The 12,505-nt window shown below is 59.2% G+C and carries 10 protein-coding genes; 6 read left to right on the top strand and 4 right to left on the bottom strand.

What is annotated here, in order from left to right:
- Positions 1-57 precede the first annotated feature (57 nt).
- The 3 genes from B9G99_RS04755 to B9G99_RS04745 form a co-directional block, all read right to left on the bottom strand.
- Positions 58-1,215, bottom strand: a complete 1,158-nt coding sequence (locus B9G99_RS04755) for a DcaP family trimeric outer membrane transporter (protein WP_148663910.1) — start codon at positions 1,213-1,215, stop codon at positions 58-60.
- Between the two features lie 112 nt (positions 1,216-1,327).
- Complete coding sequence (locus tag B9G99_RS04750) at positions 1,328-2,593, bottom strand: Nramp family divalent metal transporter (RefSeq protein WP_086620970.1); 1,266 nt, start codon at positions 2,591-2,593, stop codon at positions 1,328-1,330.
- A 120-nt stretch (positions 2,594-2,713) separates the two neighbouring features.
- A complete protein-coding gene (locus B9G99_RS04745) occupies positions 2,714-3,631 on the bottom strand; it encodes a dihydrodipicolinate synthase family protein (RefSeq protein WP_086620969.1) in 918 nt (305 codons plus the stop codon).
- 263 nt (positions 3,632-3,894) lie between these two features.
- Here B9G99_RS04745 and B9G99_RS04740 point away from each other — a divergent pair, with 263 nt between their 5' ends.
- From B9G99_RS04740 to B9G99_RS04730, 3 genes are all read left to right on the top strand, one after another.
- Positions 3,895-4,893 (top strand): LacI family DNA-binding transcriptional regulator, encoded by a 999-nt coding sequence (locus B9G99_RS04740; RefSeq protein WP_086620968.1) that lies wholly within the window; start codon positions 3,895-3,897, stop codon positions 4,891-4,893.
- Between the two features lie 204 nt (positions 4,894-5,097).
- The gene (locus B9G99_RS04735) at positions 5,098-5,961 is read left to right on the top strand and encodes an isocitrate lyase/PEP mutase family protein (protein WP_086620967.1); all 864 of its coding nucleotides are present in this window, start codon (positions 5,098-5,100) and stop codon (positions 5,959-5,961) included.
- 84 nt (positions 5,962-6,045) lie between these two features.
- Positions 6,046-7,383: a deoxyguanosinetriphosphate triphosphohydrolase gene (locus B9G99_RS04730; RefSeq protein WP_086620966.1), complete on the top strand. Its 1,338-nt coding sequence runs from the start codon at positions 6,046-6,048 to the stop codon at positions 7,381-7,383.
- An 85-nt stretch (positions 7,384-7,468) separates the two neighbouring features.
- Here B9G99_RS04730 and B9G99_RS04725 read toward each other — a convergent pair whose 3' ends face one another.
- Positions 7,469-9,052 carry a carbohydrate porin gene (locus B9G99_RS04725; protein ID WP_086620965.1) on the bottom strand — a complete coding sequence of 528 codons (1,584 nt, stop codon included), beginning with the start codon at positions 9,050-9,052 and terminating at the stop codon, positions 7,469-7,471.
- A 280-nt stretch (positions 9,053-9,332) separates the two neighbouring features.
- Between B9G99_RS04725 and B9G99_RS04720 the strand changes: the two genes are divergently transcribed.
- The 3 genes from B9G99_RS04720 to B9G99_RS04710 are packed head-to-tail and all read left to right on the top strand — an operon-like array spanning position 9,333 to position 12,468.
- On the top strand, positions 9,333-10,598 hold the full coding sequence (locus tag B9G99_RS04720; protein WP_086620964.1) for an ABC transporter substrate-binding protein: 1,266 nt from the start codon (positions 9,333-9,335) through the stop codon (positions 10,596-10,598).
- A 20-nt stretch (positions 10,599-10,618) separates the two neighbouring features.
- Positions 10,619-11,629, top strand: a complete 1,011-nt coding sequence (locus tag B9G99_RS04715; protein WP_227875932.1) for a carbohydrate ABC transporter permease — start codon at positions 10,619-10,621, stop codon at positions 11,627-11,629.
- Positions 11,626-12,468 (top strand): carbohydrate ABC transporter permease, encoded by an 843-nt coding sequence (locus tag B9G99_RS04710; RefSeq protein WP_086620963.1) that lies wholly within the window; start codon positions 11,626-11,628, stop codon positions 12,466-12,468. Before B9G99_RS04715 ends, B9G99_RS04710 begins: the two co-directional genes overlap by 4 nt.
- Positions 12,469-12,505: the final 37 nt, after the last annotated feature.

Below are 12,505 nucleotides of genomic sequence, written 5' to 3'. Positions count from 1 at the left end.
AACTCCCTGCAGGCCCCGGCGCTGATACGCCGGGGCAGGCTGTGTACAAGGCGTCATCTAGAAGCGGTAGATGATGCTGCCCTGCAAACGATCAACGCTGCCACTGCGATCATCTACGGTTTTCCGCATGGCATGCGAGAGTTCAACGCCATAGGTAATGCGCTCCATGGGATTCCACATGTAATTGACATGAATCAGCTCATGCACCTTGTCATAGGCATTGATGAATCCACTGGCGCTATTTGTGTTGACCAGAGAAATGCCGTCGCGCTCGGCATCATCCCAGTCAGCTTCGACGCGGGAATAGGAAGCATTGAGCGTACCAGGCCCGATATCCTGGCTAATGCCTAATGTGCCGCCCCATGCCGGTAGCGTTTCGAGACGATTGCCGATGCGGTAAGCCGCAGGAGCAGGATTGACCTTCATGTAGGCGCCGATGCCGTCACCGCCGGTCAACTGAGCGCGTATTCTGGTTGAAGGAGCAAGGGCATAGCTGCCTGCGAGAAACATCCCCCACCCAAGGACAGAGTCACTGTTGCCGCCATCATCAAAGGCAATTTCGCGGACGACCGCGGCCGTTGCCCACTGGACCGGCCCTGACCTTGATTCATAGCGCAGGGTTAAATCCGGCAGTCCATCCTTGCGATCAACATCCGTTCCGGCAATGGATCTATCTCCATTGAAGGCATTGTATCCGCCATCAAATGAATCTCCCGAGGCTACCCCGCCTGGATCTTCCACTGCGATATGAAAATTGCCGATGGAATAGCGCAACTGCGCCTGACGCAGGGTGGAGTCCCGTCCTGCAGGACCCGTAAAGTCAAGCGTCGGTGTTGTGCCAACGAACGTATGAAAATTGCTCCAGGTCTGGCCGGCGGTAATGCCGTTCCAGGATCCATAGGCCTGGCGCAGCCGCAAATTGCCGAAGAAAAAATCTCCCTCAAGATTAACCACCAGGTCACCCTGCTCTGTCGGTGTGGTGGTGCGAATTCCCAGACGAGACTCGCCTGCGCTCAGGTTGGAGTGACCGCTAGAGGAAGGCTGTCCATCCACGGCGATTTTGTTGAAGTTGACACTGTCTCCCATACCATCGCTGTTACCGGTACGGACGTCGCCGATGTCATGCATGATGTCGAGTTTTGCATAGCCATACAGCGACACGGTGGTGTCATCGACCTTTAGATCGAAAGCAAGGGCCGGTGCACTGGATGACAATATGATGGCTCCCCAGAAAACGGGCGAACAGCGGCGTGAAATGCGGTTGGGCATCTCGATATCTCCATTGTATTTGTTGGTATTGAAGCCAGAAGGTCAGCGTTGGATGGCGTTAACCGAAGAGTTTGAGGAGCAACTGAAAGGAGATGGAAAAAATGGCAATCAGACCGATGATGGCCAGTATTGTCTGCAAGGGGCCATTTCTCAGTTCTCCCATGACGTCACGACGCTGGGTCAGCACAAAGAGAATGATGCCCAGAAACGGAGCTACCAGTACGGTGAGCGCCTGGGCAACGATGATCAGCTCGATCGGTGAACCCTTTGAGAAGACGGTGACTCCGGCGCCCCAGATCATGATGGCGTAGACCAGAAATTTGACGCGCCAGGAGGAGAGGCTGCTGTCCCAGCCGAGTGCATCTGCAAGCAGCGTGCCACCAGCCGAAGCATTGGCGGCCATGGATGAGAAGGCCGCTGCAAAAAAGCCCATCCCGAAGAGTATTGCGCCCATACGCCCGGCGAGCGGCTCCAGTACGCTGGCCAATTGAGGAAAGGTGGTTGCCACGGTGCCGGTCGCATTGAGGACGGCCGATGCCACGACAATGATCAGCATGGCCATGATGGCTGTCGCGATGTTGCCGGGTAGCGTGTCCATCAGCGTTATGGCGCGATACTGTTCCTTGCGCAGGTTTCTTTCGTGAATGGCATAGCCCGTATAAAACGCTGAGTTGATTGAAAAGTTGGTGCCAATCAACGCAATCAGCAGCACGCCGGCCTCGGCAGGAACCCTGGGAATCAATCCCTTTGCCGCGTCCACCCAGTTGGGGTCGCTCAGGATGGCCGAGGCGAAAAATCCGATCGACATCAGCCCGATCAGGGCGACGAGAAGTCGCTCCATTGCCTTGTAGGTATTGCGCATGGCAATGAGCAGCGCTACGGCCACGGTCGAGGCCAGCGTCCAGCCAACAACGGATCCTCCAAACAGCAGGCTCAGGGCGAGTCCCGAGCCGACCGCGTTACCGACGGCAAACATCAGGGTAATGGAGAAAACGCCAAGTCCGGCCAGTACGCCAACCGGTCGCCCCAGCGTTCTTTTGGTCACCGAAATCACGGAATCACCTGACGCCAGCCCGAGCCTTACTGCCATATCGTTGAAGACGAACATCAGTACTGCCGAGATCAGGATGACCCATAGCAGCATGTAACCGTATTGGCTGCCGGCCTGAACAGCCGATGTAAGCGCGCCGGGACCGAAGCGCCAGGCCCCGGCCACGAAGGCAGGCCCCATGAGGGCCAGCATTTGAGGTATTGAAAGACGCCCGGTAACTGACGATGCGCCGGGGGCAGCCCTGGAAGACTGCTTGAGATCAGTATTCATCATGCGCTCCTGAAGAGGATGCCCTAGAAGATGAGGTGACGATCATGGATAAAGCATCTGATGAGACGGCGAGGAAGATGCTCAATGTCAACCGGCCACCGGGTGGTGGCCGGTCGGAGTGAATCAGGTCAGGCCGGCCTGGCGCATGGCATCGGCAATTTCCTGATCGGCGCCTTCAACGAGCGGTCTCAGCGGTGCGCGCACCGTGGCATGATCGAGGATGCCTCGAGCGACCAGAGCCCATTTAAGCGCGACGGTGCCTTCCATGTGAGAGCCGCGGTGATAAACGCTTTTGGTTACCGGTAGCAGACGGTCATGCAGCTCGCGGACCTTGGGATAATCCTTTGCCTTGCCTGCCTTGATCATTTCGATCAGCGGCTCCGGTGCGATACCGCCGTAGCCTACCAGGGCGCCATCTACATCAAACATGGTGTGCAGCAGATACTCGTCGTGACAGGTCAAAATCTGCAGGTCAGGCCGCTCGGCGCGAATCACCGGGATCTCGGTGTCCCAGCGTTTCATGTTGCGAACCCCGTTTTTCATGGCAAAGACGCCGGGTTGCGCTGCAATGTCGAGCTGGGTCTGCAGGTTGTAGGTCGCCTTGGTGTTGTCTGGATACTGGAAGAGGATAAGTGGCAGGCCGCTTTCTTCATGAATGCGGCGATAGCGTTCCTGAGGGGCGCCTTCCTGATAGCCAAAACGCAGCCAGCCGTGTGATGGATAGACAAGACCTGCTGATGCGCCAGCCTTGACGGCCCGCTTTGCTTCTTCAGCGGCCACATAATCGCCTTCACGAGTAATGCCCGCGATAATGGGGATTTCGCCCTTGACCGACTCGACAAAGGCTTCGATCACACGTGTTTGTTCGTCGGACGTCAGAAACGTGCCTTCCCCGGCATGACCCAATACGACCAGCCCTGTAATGCCATCAATGCTGCCAAGCCAGGCCCCCAGTTTCTGGATGGCGTCATAATCGACTTCGCCTTCACGTGTAAAGGGCGTTACCGGCGCAGGCGTAAGACCCCTGAGATCGAGAGACATGATGTATCCTTTCTAGAGTGTTTGGGAACGTTAACGGGAACGTTTGCATATATTTGTGCTAAAAATGTTTGGCGCCAATTCAACATTGGTCTGAAGACCATCGGAGGAAACTTGAAGAATATTGAAGATAAGGCCCGAGACATGCTCAGTGATATAACTGCTTACACAATCAGGATTATGATTGGTAATCCTGTTTTCATGCCTTGTAGGGTGTTGTCAGCTGAATCCGTCGTTACACCCATGTTTCATGGACCCATATATCGATGAATAACAAGCCGGTTACGATGCAGGAGGTGGCCAGGGCCGCAGGCGTCAGTACATCCACCGTCTCACGGGTATTGGATGAACGCTTGCCACGCTCGAACAGCCCTGCTGCCGAGCGTGTCAGGCAGGTTGCCGAAGCACTCGGTTACAAGCGCGATATTCTGGCATCAAGCCTTCGCCGTGGGGGGAGTGGAACCATCGGCGTGCTGGTGCCACGTCTTAGCGATACGGTCATGGCGCTGATTTATGAAGCGATTTCCCAGGCGGCAAAGGAGCGCCATTACTTCACGATTGTAGCGACCAGTGGCGATGCACCGGAAAGTGAGCGTCAGGCCGCCGAGTCGCTCTTGAATCGACGCGTTGATGGTTTGATTCTCGCCACCAGTCGCCTGGATGATCAGCTTCCCTCACATCTTCGTGAACAGGGCATTGCGCATTCACTGGTTTTGCGTACGGATGGCACCAGCCCTTCCTCGCTTGGGGATGATATTCAGGGAGGATATCTTGCGACTCGCCATCTTCTTGATCTCGGTCATACGGATATCGGGCTGGTAGCGGGTCCGGGGTTCGCCTCCAGTGCGCGCGATAGACAGGCGGGGTTTCGTCGCGCCATGCAGGAGGCCAGCGTGGAAGTGAATGAGCAGTGGATCATGGGGTCCGAGTTTGGCATGGAGTCGGGCGAAGAATCGGGAATGAAGCTGCTGTCCGGGGCATCTCGTCCCACCGCTATCTTTGCGGTCAACGACAATCTGGCCATCGGTGTCATGGCAGCCGCCCATCGTCTCGGCATTGAGCTTGGTGCCTCACTGTCGCTGGTAGGTTATAACAATATTCCGCTTTGTAGCCGACTGCCGGTACCGCTAACCTCGGTGCATATACCGTTTGACTACATCGCGCATCATGCCGTCGATCTGTTGTTTACCGACAATTCCGAGCATGTCATTCGCCGCGCCATGCCCAGCCTGATTCCCAGGGCCTCATCAAGTCGCTTGAAATAAACATCAGATCTTTCGACAGGATCGATCCTGTGACCTCATCTTCATCTATCACCAGGATGGCGTAACAACAGAGTCGGTATCGAAAGGTGATCGACCGGTCAGGGGCACCGGATTGGTGCGTTATGGGACAAAGGTATAAAGTAGGTCGCCATCAAGGATGGGCCCCCGGGGCCTGTCGCCGCTTTGTGATGTTCAGGAGTTGTCATGGCTACCCCCTCCCAGCACGATCTGCGCTATCAGTTTCGCGAGTTGCTTGCCCGCGAAGACTGCTTCTTCACCGCCTCGACCTTTGATCCCATGTCTGCCCGTATTGCGGCGGACCTGGGATTTGAAGTCGGCATTCTGGGCGGTTCTGTCGCCTCGTTGCAGGTACTGGCCGCGCCCGATTTTGCTCTCATCACGTTGAGCGAATTTGTCGAGCAGGCGACCCGTATCGGTCGCGTGGCGCGTCTGCCGATCATTGCCGATGCTGACCATGGCTACGGTAATGCGCTCAATGTGATGCGCACCATCGTTGAGCTCGAGCGGGCCGGCGTGGCGGCGCTGACCATCGAGGACACGCTGCTGCCGGCCAAGTACGGCCGCAAGTCCACCGATCTGGTGCCACTGGAAGAGGGCGTGGGCAAGATTCGTGCGGCGCTGGAGGCCCGGATTGATCCGGCCATGTCGATCTTTGCCCGTACCAACGCCGGCGTGCTCAGCGTGGAAGATGCCACCACGCGTGCCATGGCCTATGAACGTGCCGGCGCCGACGGCATCTGCATGGTCGGCATTCGTGACTTCGATCATCTGGAAAGCATCGCCGAGCATCTGAATATCCCTCTGATGCTGGTCACCTATGACAATCCCGAACTGCGCGATCGTGAGCGTCTGGCGCGTGCCGGCGTACGTGTGGTGGTCAACGGTCATGGCGCCTATTTTGCCGCCATCAAGGCCACCTATGACTGCCTGCGCGAGCAGCGCCAGATTGCCGATGGCAATCTGAACGCCTCCGAGCTCTCTACCCGCTACTCGACGCTTGAAGAGAACCGCGAATGGGCGCGTCGCTACATGGATGTCAACGAATAAGCGGACGTCAGCAAGCAGGCGTGGACCGGTGAGCGTCATGATCAATCAACGGCCGGCGCAGCCGGCGCCAGGGGGCGAGGCGAGATGAGTCAAATGCAGTGGGAGCAGTTGCTGGCCCCCGTGCGTCTGGATGACAAGACCACCGAGCGCGAGCGCGAAATCGGGCGCAGTCCTTTCCACAAGGACTTTGATCGCATCGTTTTTTCAGGCTCCTTTCGCCGTCTGGGGCGCAAGACGCAGGTGCATCCACTGACCGAAAACGATCATATCCACACCCGGTTGACCCACTCGCTGGAAGTTGGCTGTGTCGGGCGGAGTCTGGGGATGATCGTCGGCGAGCGCTTGAGTGATCATTTGCCGGACTGGATCACGCCGGCCGACATGGGCGTGATCGTTCAGGCGGCCTGCCTGAGTCATGACATCGGCAACCCGCCCTTTGGTCATGCCGGCGAGTACGCCATTCGTGACTGGTTCAAGCGCGCCGAAGCCGATGGCACCGGTTATCTCGAGGCGTTAAGTCCGACCGAGCGGGCCGATCTTCTGACCTATGAGGGTAACGCTCAGGGATTTCGGGTGGTTACCCAGATCGAATACAACCAGTTCCGTGGCGGTATGCGCCTGACCGCGCCGACACTCGGGGCGATGCTCAAGTATCCCTGGACGGTAGAGCGGGCGGGGCTGGCCGGCAAGTTCGGTGCCTATCAATCCGAAAGCCGCCAGCTTGAGCGCGTGGCCGGTCTGCTCGGGCTCAAGCGACTGAGCGATCACGCCTGGTGTCGTCATCCCTTTGCCTGGCTGGTCGAGGCGGCCGATGACATCTGCTATGCCCTGCTTGATCTTGAGGACGGTCTCGAGATGGGCATCCTGCGCTATGAGGAAGTCGCCGGCGTGTTGACCCATATTGCCGGCGGCGAGCCCGAGGATTACGCCCGCATGTCGCGCGAGAACGTCTCCCAGCGTCGGCGGGTGGCGGCGCTTCGAGGTGCTGCCATGGAGCGAGCGGTCAATGAAGTAGCGGCGACCTTTGTCACCCACGAACAGGCATTGCTGGAAGGCAGCCTTGAAGATGACCTGCTGGATCTGTGTCACCCGGATCTCGGCTGGGGGGTAAGCGAGGCCAAGAAAATTGCCCGCGATCGCATCTTTCGCAATGCGCGCAAGGCCAAGCTCGAGATCGGCGCCTACACGACGCTGGGCATTCTGCTCGAAGCCTTTATCGGTGCGGCGCACGAGCTGCATTTCACCGGCCAGTCGAGCTTCAAGCATCAGCGCGTGCTGGCCCTGATCGGGGAAAACACGCCGCAGACCCAATGGCCGCTGTATGACAGCTATCGCCGTATGCTCGATTTCATCGGCGGCATGACGGACAACTTCGCGGTCGATCTCGCTCAGGAAATGGGCGGGCGTCTGCGCGGAGAGTAGTCGAAGCAGGGCAGTACGGAAACAAAAGCGCGCGGGGGATGGCCATGCCATCCCCCGCGCCTTTCGTTGGGTATCGAGTGTTCGTCTAGAACCACACTTCCATCTGGGTGCCGAAGGTCCACTCGCTGCCGGTGAATTCGTCGCTGCCCAGCGCATCATTGTTGGAGAAGTTGTTGAGGTCCTCGTCCCAGTCACTCCAGGTGGCGAACAGGCGGATCTCGGGACGATTCCAGAAGCCGCCGACCTGCGGCTTGAAGGTCGGGGCAATCGTCAGCTTTGTATAGCCGCCGTTGACGCTCTGGAAAACCTGCTCATTGCCGTTGCCATCTTCATATCCGTATCCCGACGGATCGAGATCCATCCACTGGTAGCTGGCCTCGTACTGCATCTCGAAGTTTTCGGTCAGCTCGTTGGCCAGCCGTGCACTGAGGGTCACCCAGTCGTAGCGATCGCCGTCGGCGTAGCGGTCATGGCTGGTCTGGGCCAGCAGCGCCGGGGCGAGGCGCCATTTCGGAGCAAGATAGGTGGTGCCGTAAATCGCCAGCCGCGCCGTATTGGCATCCTCGGTCAGATTGCCGTCGGAGCCCAGCGCTTTCACCTCACCGCCCAGCCCGTGGCCATACATCAGAGCGGTCTTGAAGGTACCTTCGCCCATGCCGAAGAAGCTGTCGCCATGATAGGCCAGCATGGTATGGAAGCCGTTGTCGGCGACGTTGTCGCCCGGTATGCCACCGCGCGGATCATTATCGCGCTCGTCGTTGTCATTGGCCGACATGCCGCTGACCATCCACTGCCAGGGGCCGAAGCGGTTGTTGGAGGTCAGGATCAGGTTGTCGGTGTCGCCCTCGAGCTGTGGCTGCTCATCGGTGACCACGGGATAATTGCTGAAGCTGCGCCCGTACAGGGAAAAGCTGGTGTCCCAGCTGTCGGTCACGCTGATGTCGTAAATACCCGCGCCGGTACCGGCCAGGAAGATGATGTCGCTGTCGAGCCAGTGGATATCGAAGTTATCGCGGTCAAAGCGCTTGCCCGCCCAGATCGAGGCGTTTTCGAACGCGCCGGTAAAACTGGGCAGGTCGCTGAATTCGACAAAGGCCTGGCGTACGTTGAGTTGTGATTCGTCGGCGGTCCAGTCGTTGCTGGTAGTGGTGCCGTCGGCCAGCATGATGCGATACAGCGAGTGGGCGCCGTTTTCAAAACGCTGGTTGTAGTCAAAGACCGTTTCGACGTAGGTGTCCGGTTCATTGCCCAGTCGGCCCACGGCGCCACCCGAGCGCCCGGCCGGAGTCAGGTAAGGCCCGCCTGGCGCGCTCTTGCGATCGCTGCCGATCAAAAGGCCCGAACGGGCATAGACGCTCATGGATAGCCCTTCGCCTTCACCCTCTTCCTCGCGCACCTGAGAGGGGATACTGCCGGCCGAAAGTTCCTCTTCTCCAGCGGATTGCTGCACCAGCTGCGGCGAATTTTGCTGTTTTTGCAGGGCCGCCTCCGCCTGGGCTGCACGCTGTTCAGCCTGACTGGCGCGGCGCTCGGAAGCGGTCACTCGCGCTTCCAGTTCAGCAAGACGTTGTTCGATGCTTTGATTCTGATCAGCGAGCGCGCTGCCGGGCCCCAGCAGGGCAACGGTGACGGCGATCGCCAGCGGGCGGCGAGTCAGGACGAATGACATGGCGGGTTCCCCTTGAAAGTATTCTTGTCTGTTATTGCCTTTTCAGTCTCGAATGCCCTCAAAAACCACGCAAAACTTCCTGATCGACGGCGTTGACGGCATATGGGCGAAACTTAAACGTTAAAGACAGGGTTGTAGAGCTATCCCATGGTCGTATAGACCAACCGCTAAACGGCCAAGGTCTTATGTATCGTGACTGCAAATAAACGTAATTTTCATGGCGTCTTAAACGATTAAGTTAGCGCTGGATACCTTTCGACGATTACAAAGAGGTGTTGCCATGAAAGGCAGACTGCTTCCCGCAGGGATTTTTCTGGTAGCCGTAGCCGGTCAGGTTCAGGCGGCCGATCTCACCATCTCCTGCGGCGCCGTAGGCGCCGAGCTTCAGCTCTGCAAGTCAGGGGTGGAGCGCTGGGAGGCACAGACCGGCAACAGTGTCGAGGTGGTCTCAACGCCCAACTCGGCCACCGAGCGACTGTCGCTGTATCAGCAGATTCTCAATGCCCGTTCCAGCGACATCGATGTTTTCCAGATCGACGTGGTATGGCCCGGCATGCTGGCGCCCCATCTGATCGATCTGAAGGAGTATCTGCCGCAGAACGCAACCGATGGCTTTTTCGGAGCCATCGTCGATAACAACACGGTGGAGGGGCGGCTGGTGGCGATGCCCTGGTTCACCGACGCCGGCATCCTTTACTACCGCAAGGATCTGCTCGAAAAGTACGACCTTGAGGTCCCCACCACCTGGGCTGAACTGACCGAAGCCGCGCAAACCGTCCAGGCGGGCGAGCGGGACGCCGGGCAAAAGGATTTCTGGGGCTACGTGTTCCAGGGGCGTGCCTATGAAGGGCTGACCGTCAACGCGCTGGAGTGGATCGCCAGTTATCCCGATGGCGGCACCATCGTGGACGAGGATGGCGAGATCACTGTTAATAACCCTCAGGCGGTGAAGGCCCTGTCGCACGCCGCCGGATGGATCAACGATATCTCTCCGCAGGGCGTGCTCAACTACACCGAGGAGGAAGCGCGTGGCGTCTTCCAGTCCGGCAATGCGCTGTTCATGCGTAACTGGCCCTATGCCTGGGATCTGGTGCAGTCCGAGCAGAGCAGCATCCGTGACAAGGTCGAGGTGGCACCGCTGCCCGCGGGAGGGGAAGACGGCCAGAGTGCCGGCGTGCTGGGCGGCTGGAATCTGGCGGTTTCGCGCTACAGCGATCATCCCGACATGGCTGCCGATCTGGTCGCGTTTCTCGCCTCACCCGAGGAGCAGAAGCGTCGTGCCATCGAGGGCGCCTACAACCCGACCATCGAAGCCCTCTACCAGGACCCGGAAGTGCTGGCCGCAGTGCCCTTTTTCGGCACGCTCTACGATACCTTCGTTTCGGCCGTGCCTCGTCCGGCGGCCGTGACCGGCGACAACTACCCCCGCGTTTCCAACGCCTTTTTCAACACCGTCCATGAAGTGCTTTCGGGTCGCGTTACCGCCGATCAGGGGCTTGAAAGCCTTGAGGGCGAACTTGAGCGCATCAAGCGGCGCCGCTGGTAAAACCGCCGGAGGAGCACATCATGACCGCACAAGAGTCGCATGACACGGTGTCCAACAGCCCCCGTCACGAGAAGAGTGACGGGGGAGCAGCAGGCCCGGCCGGTACGCCGCGTCGCGAGCGCGGCACCCGGGTCAGACGCCAGCGGGTACGCGCCGCCTGGCTGTTTCTGACCCCGATGCTGATCGGTTTGCTGCTGGTGGCCGGCTGGCCGCTCGTGCGCACCTTCTGGTTCAGCCTCACCGATGCCAGCCTGTCGAGCCTTGAGGGATCGCAGTTCATTGGCCTTGAGAACTATCTGGTTTTCGATGATGGCTGGTACGGCATTCTTGCCGATCCACTGTGGTGGCAGTCGGTATGGAACACGATCTACTTCGCGCTGGTGTCGGTATCGCTGGAGGCCGCGCTGGGCGTGATCGTGGCGCTGGTGCTCAACGCTCACTTTCGCGGCCGTACCCTGGTGCGCGCAGCGATGCTGATCCCCTGGGCGATTCCCACCGTGGTGTCGGCCAAGATCTGGGCGTGGATGCTCAATGACCAGTTCGGCATCATCAATCACCTGCTGCTGGGCCTGGGGCTGATTGATGCGCCGCTGTCGTGGACTGCCGATGCCAGCCTGTCGATGTGGGCCGTGATCATCGTCGACGTCTGGAAGGCGACCCCGTTCGTGGCGCTTCTGGTGCTGGCGGCACTGCAGATGCTGCCCAGCGATTGCTACGAGGCCGCGAAGGTCGATGGCATCCATCCGGTGCGGGTGTTCTTCCGTGTAACCCTGCCGCTGATCACCCCGGCGCTGCTGGTGGCGGTGATCTTTCGCGCCCTGGACGCGCTGCGCGTGTTCGACGTCATCTACGTGCTGACCTCGAATGCTGCCTCGACCATGACGATGTCGATCTACGCCCGCCAGCAGCTGGTGGAGTTCCAGGACGTGGGGTATGGCAGTGCCGCCTCGACGCTTTTGTTCATGATCATCGCGCTGGTCACGGTGGTCTATCTCTATCTCGGACGTCGCCAGCTGGGAGGTGGACAATGAGACTGCGCACATTGAAGGCCGTCGCCCTGAAGATCGGCTTCTGGGCGCTGGTGGCAGTGCTGGTGCTCTACGCTGTCTTCCCCTTTTACTACGCCATCGTGACCTCGCTGAAACCCTCCAGCCAGCTCTTCGAGGTGAGCTACTGGGTCGATAGCCTGGATTTCTCCAACTATGTGGCGGTGCTTTCGCAGCCGACCTTTCTGGCCGCCATCCGCAATTCGGTGATCGTTGCCATCAGCGTGGTGATCATTGCCCTGCTGCTGGGCCTGACAGCCGCCTGGGCGCTGGGCCGGGTGCGCTTTCGCGGGCGTACCACGGTGATGATGATCGTGCTGGGGGTGTCAATGTTCCCTCAGGTCGCGGTGCTTTCGGGACTGTTCGAGGTAATTCGTACGCTTGATCTCTACAACTCTCCCGGTGGACTGATCCTGAGCTACACCATCTTCACCCTGCCATTCACGGTGTGGATTCTGACCACCTTCATGCGCCAGCTCCCCGACGAGCTCGAGGAGGCCGCGATCGTGGATGGCGCCTCGCCCTGGGTCACCCTCACCAAGGTGTTCATGCCGCTTTTGTGGCCGGCGATGGCCACCACCGGGCTTCTGGCCTTTATCGCGGCATGGAACGAATTCCTGTTTGCCCTGACCTTCACCCTGACCGATTCGCAGCGCACGGTACCGGTGGCGATCGCGCTGATCTCCGGCGGCAGCCAGTACGAGCTGCCATGGGGGCCGATCATGGCTGCCTCGGTGATCGTGACCGTACCGCTGGTGGTGCTGGTGGTGATCTTCCAGCGGCGTATCGTCTCCGGGCTTACTGCCGGTGCCGTCAAGGGCTGAATGCTCCCACTGCTTTCCCCGTTTTCGGGTAGGAGAA

It is taken from the genome of Kushneria konosiri, from assembly GCF_002155145.1.
GTDB classification, from domain to species: domain Bacteria; phylum Pseudomonadota; class Gammaproteobacteria; order Pseudomonadales; family Halomonadaceae; genus Kushneria; species Kushneria konosiri.
This window is presented reverse-complemented; position numbering and strand designations above follow the sequence as displayed.

Bases quoted from the DNA above. Each gene is read 5' to 3' on its own strand.
- B9G99_RS04725 (WP_086620965.1), bottom strand. From the start codon at position 9,052: ATGTCATTCGTCCTGACTCGCCGCCCGCTGGCGATCGCCGTCACCGTT.
- B9G99_RS04720 (WP_086620964.1), top strand. From the start codon at position 9,333: ATGAAAGGCAGACTGCTTCCCGCAGGGATTTTTCTGGTAGCCGTAGCC.
- B9G99_RS04715 (WP_227875932.1), top strand. From the start codon at position 10,619: ATGACCGCACAAGAGTCGCATGACACGGTGTCCAACAGCCCCCGTCAC.
- B9G99_RS04710 (WP_086620963.1), top strand. From the start codon at position 11,626: ATGAGACTGCGCACATTGAAGGCCGTCGCCCTGAAGATCGGCTTCTGG.
- B9G99_RS04735 (WP_086620967.1), top strand. From the start codon at position 5,098: ATGGCTACCCCCTCCCAGCACGATCTGCGCTATCAGTTTCGCGAGTTG.
- B9G99_RS04750 (WP_086620970.1), bottom strand. From the start codon at position 2,593: ATGATGAATACTGATCTCAAGCAGTCTTCCAGGGCTGCCCCCGGCGCA.
- B9G99_RS04730 (WP_086620966.1), top strand. From the start codon at position 6,046: ATGAGTCAAATGCAGTGGGAGCAGTTGCTGGCCCCCGTGCGTCTGGAT.
- B9G99_RS04745 (WP_086620969.1), bottom strand. From the start codon at position 3,631: ATGTCTCTCGATCTCAGGGGTCTTACGCCTGCGCCGGTAACGCCCTTT.
- B9G99_RS04740 (WP_086620968.1), top strand. From the start codon at position 3,895: ATGAATAACAAGCCGGTTACGATGCAGGAGGTGGCCAGGGCCGCAGGC.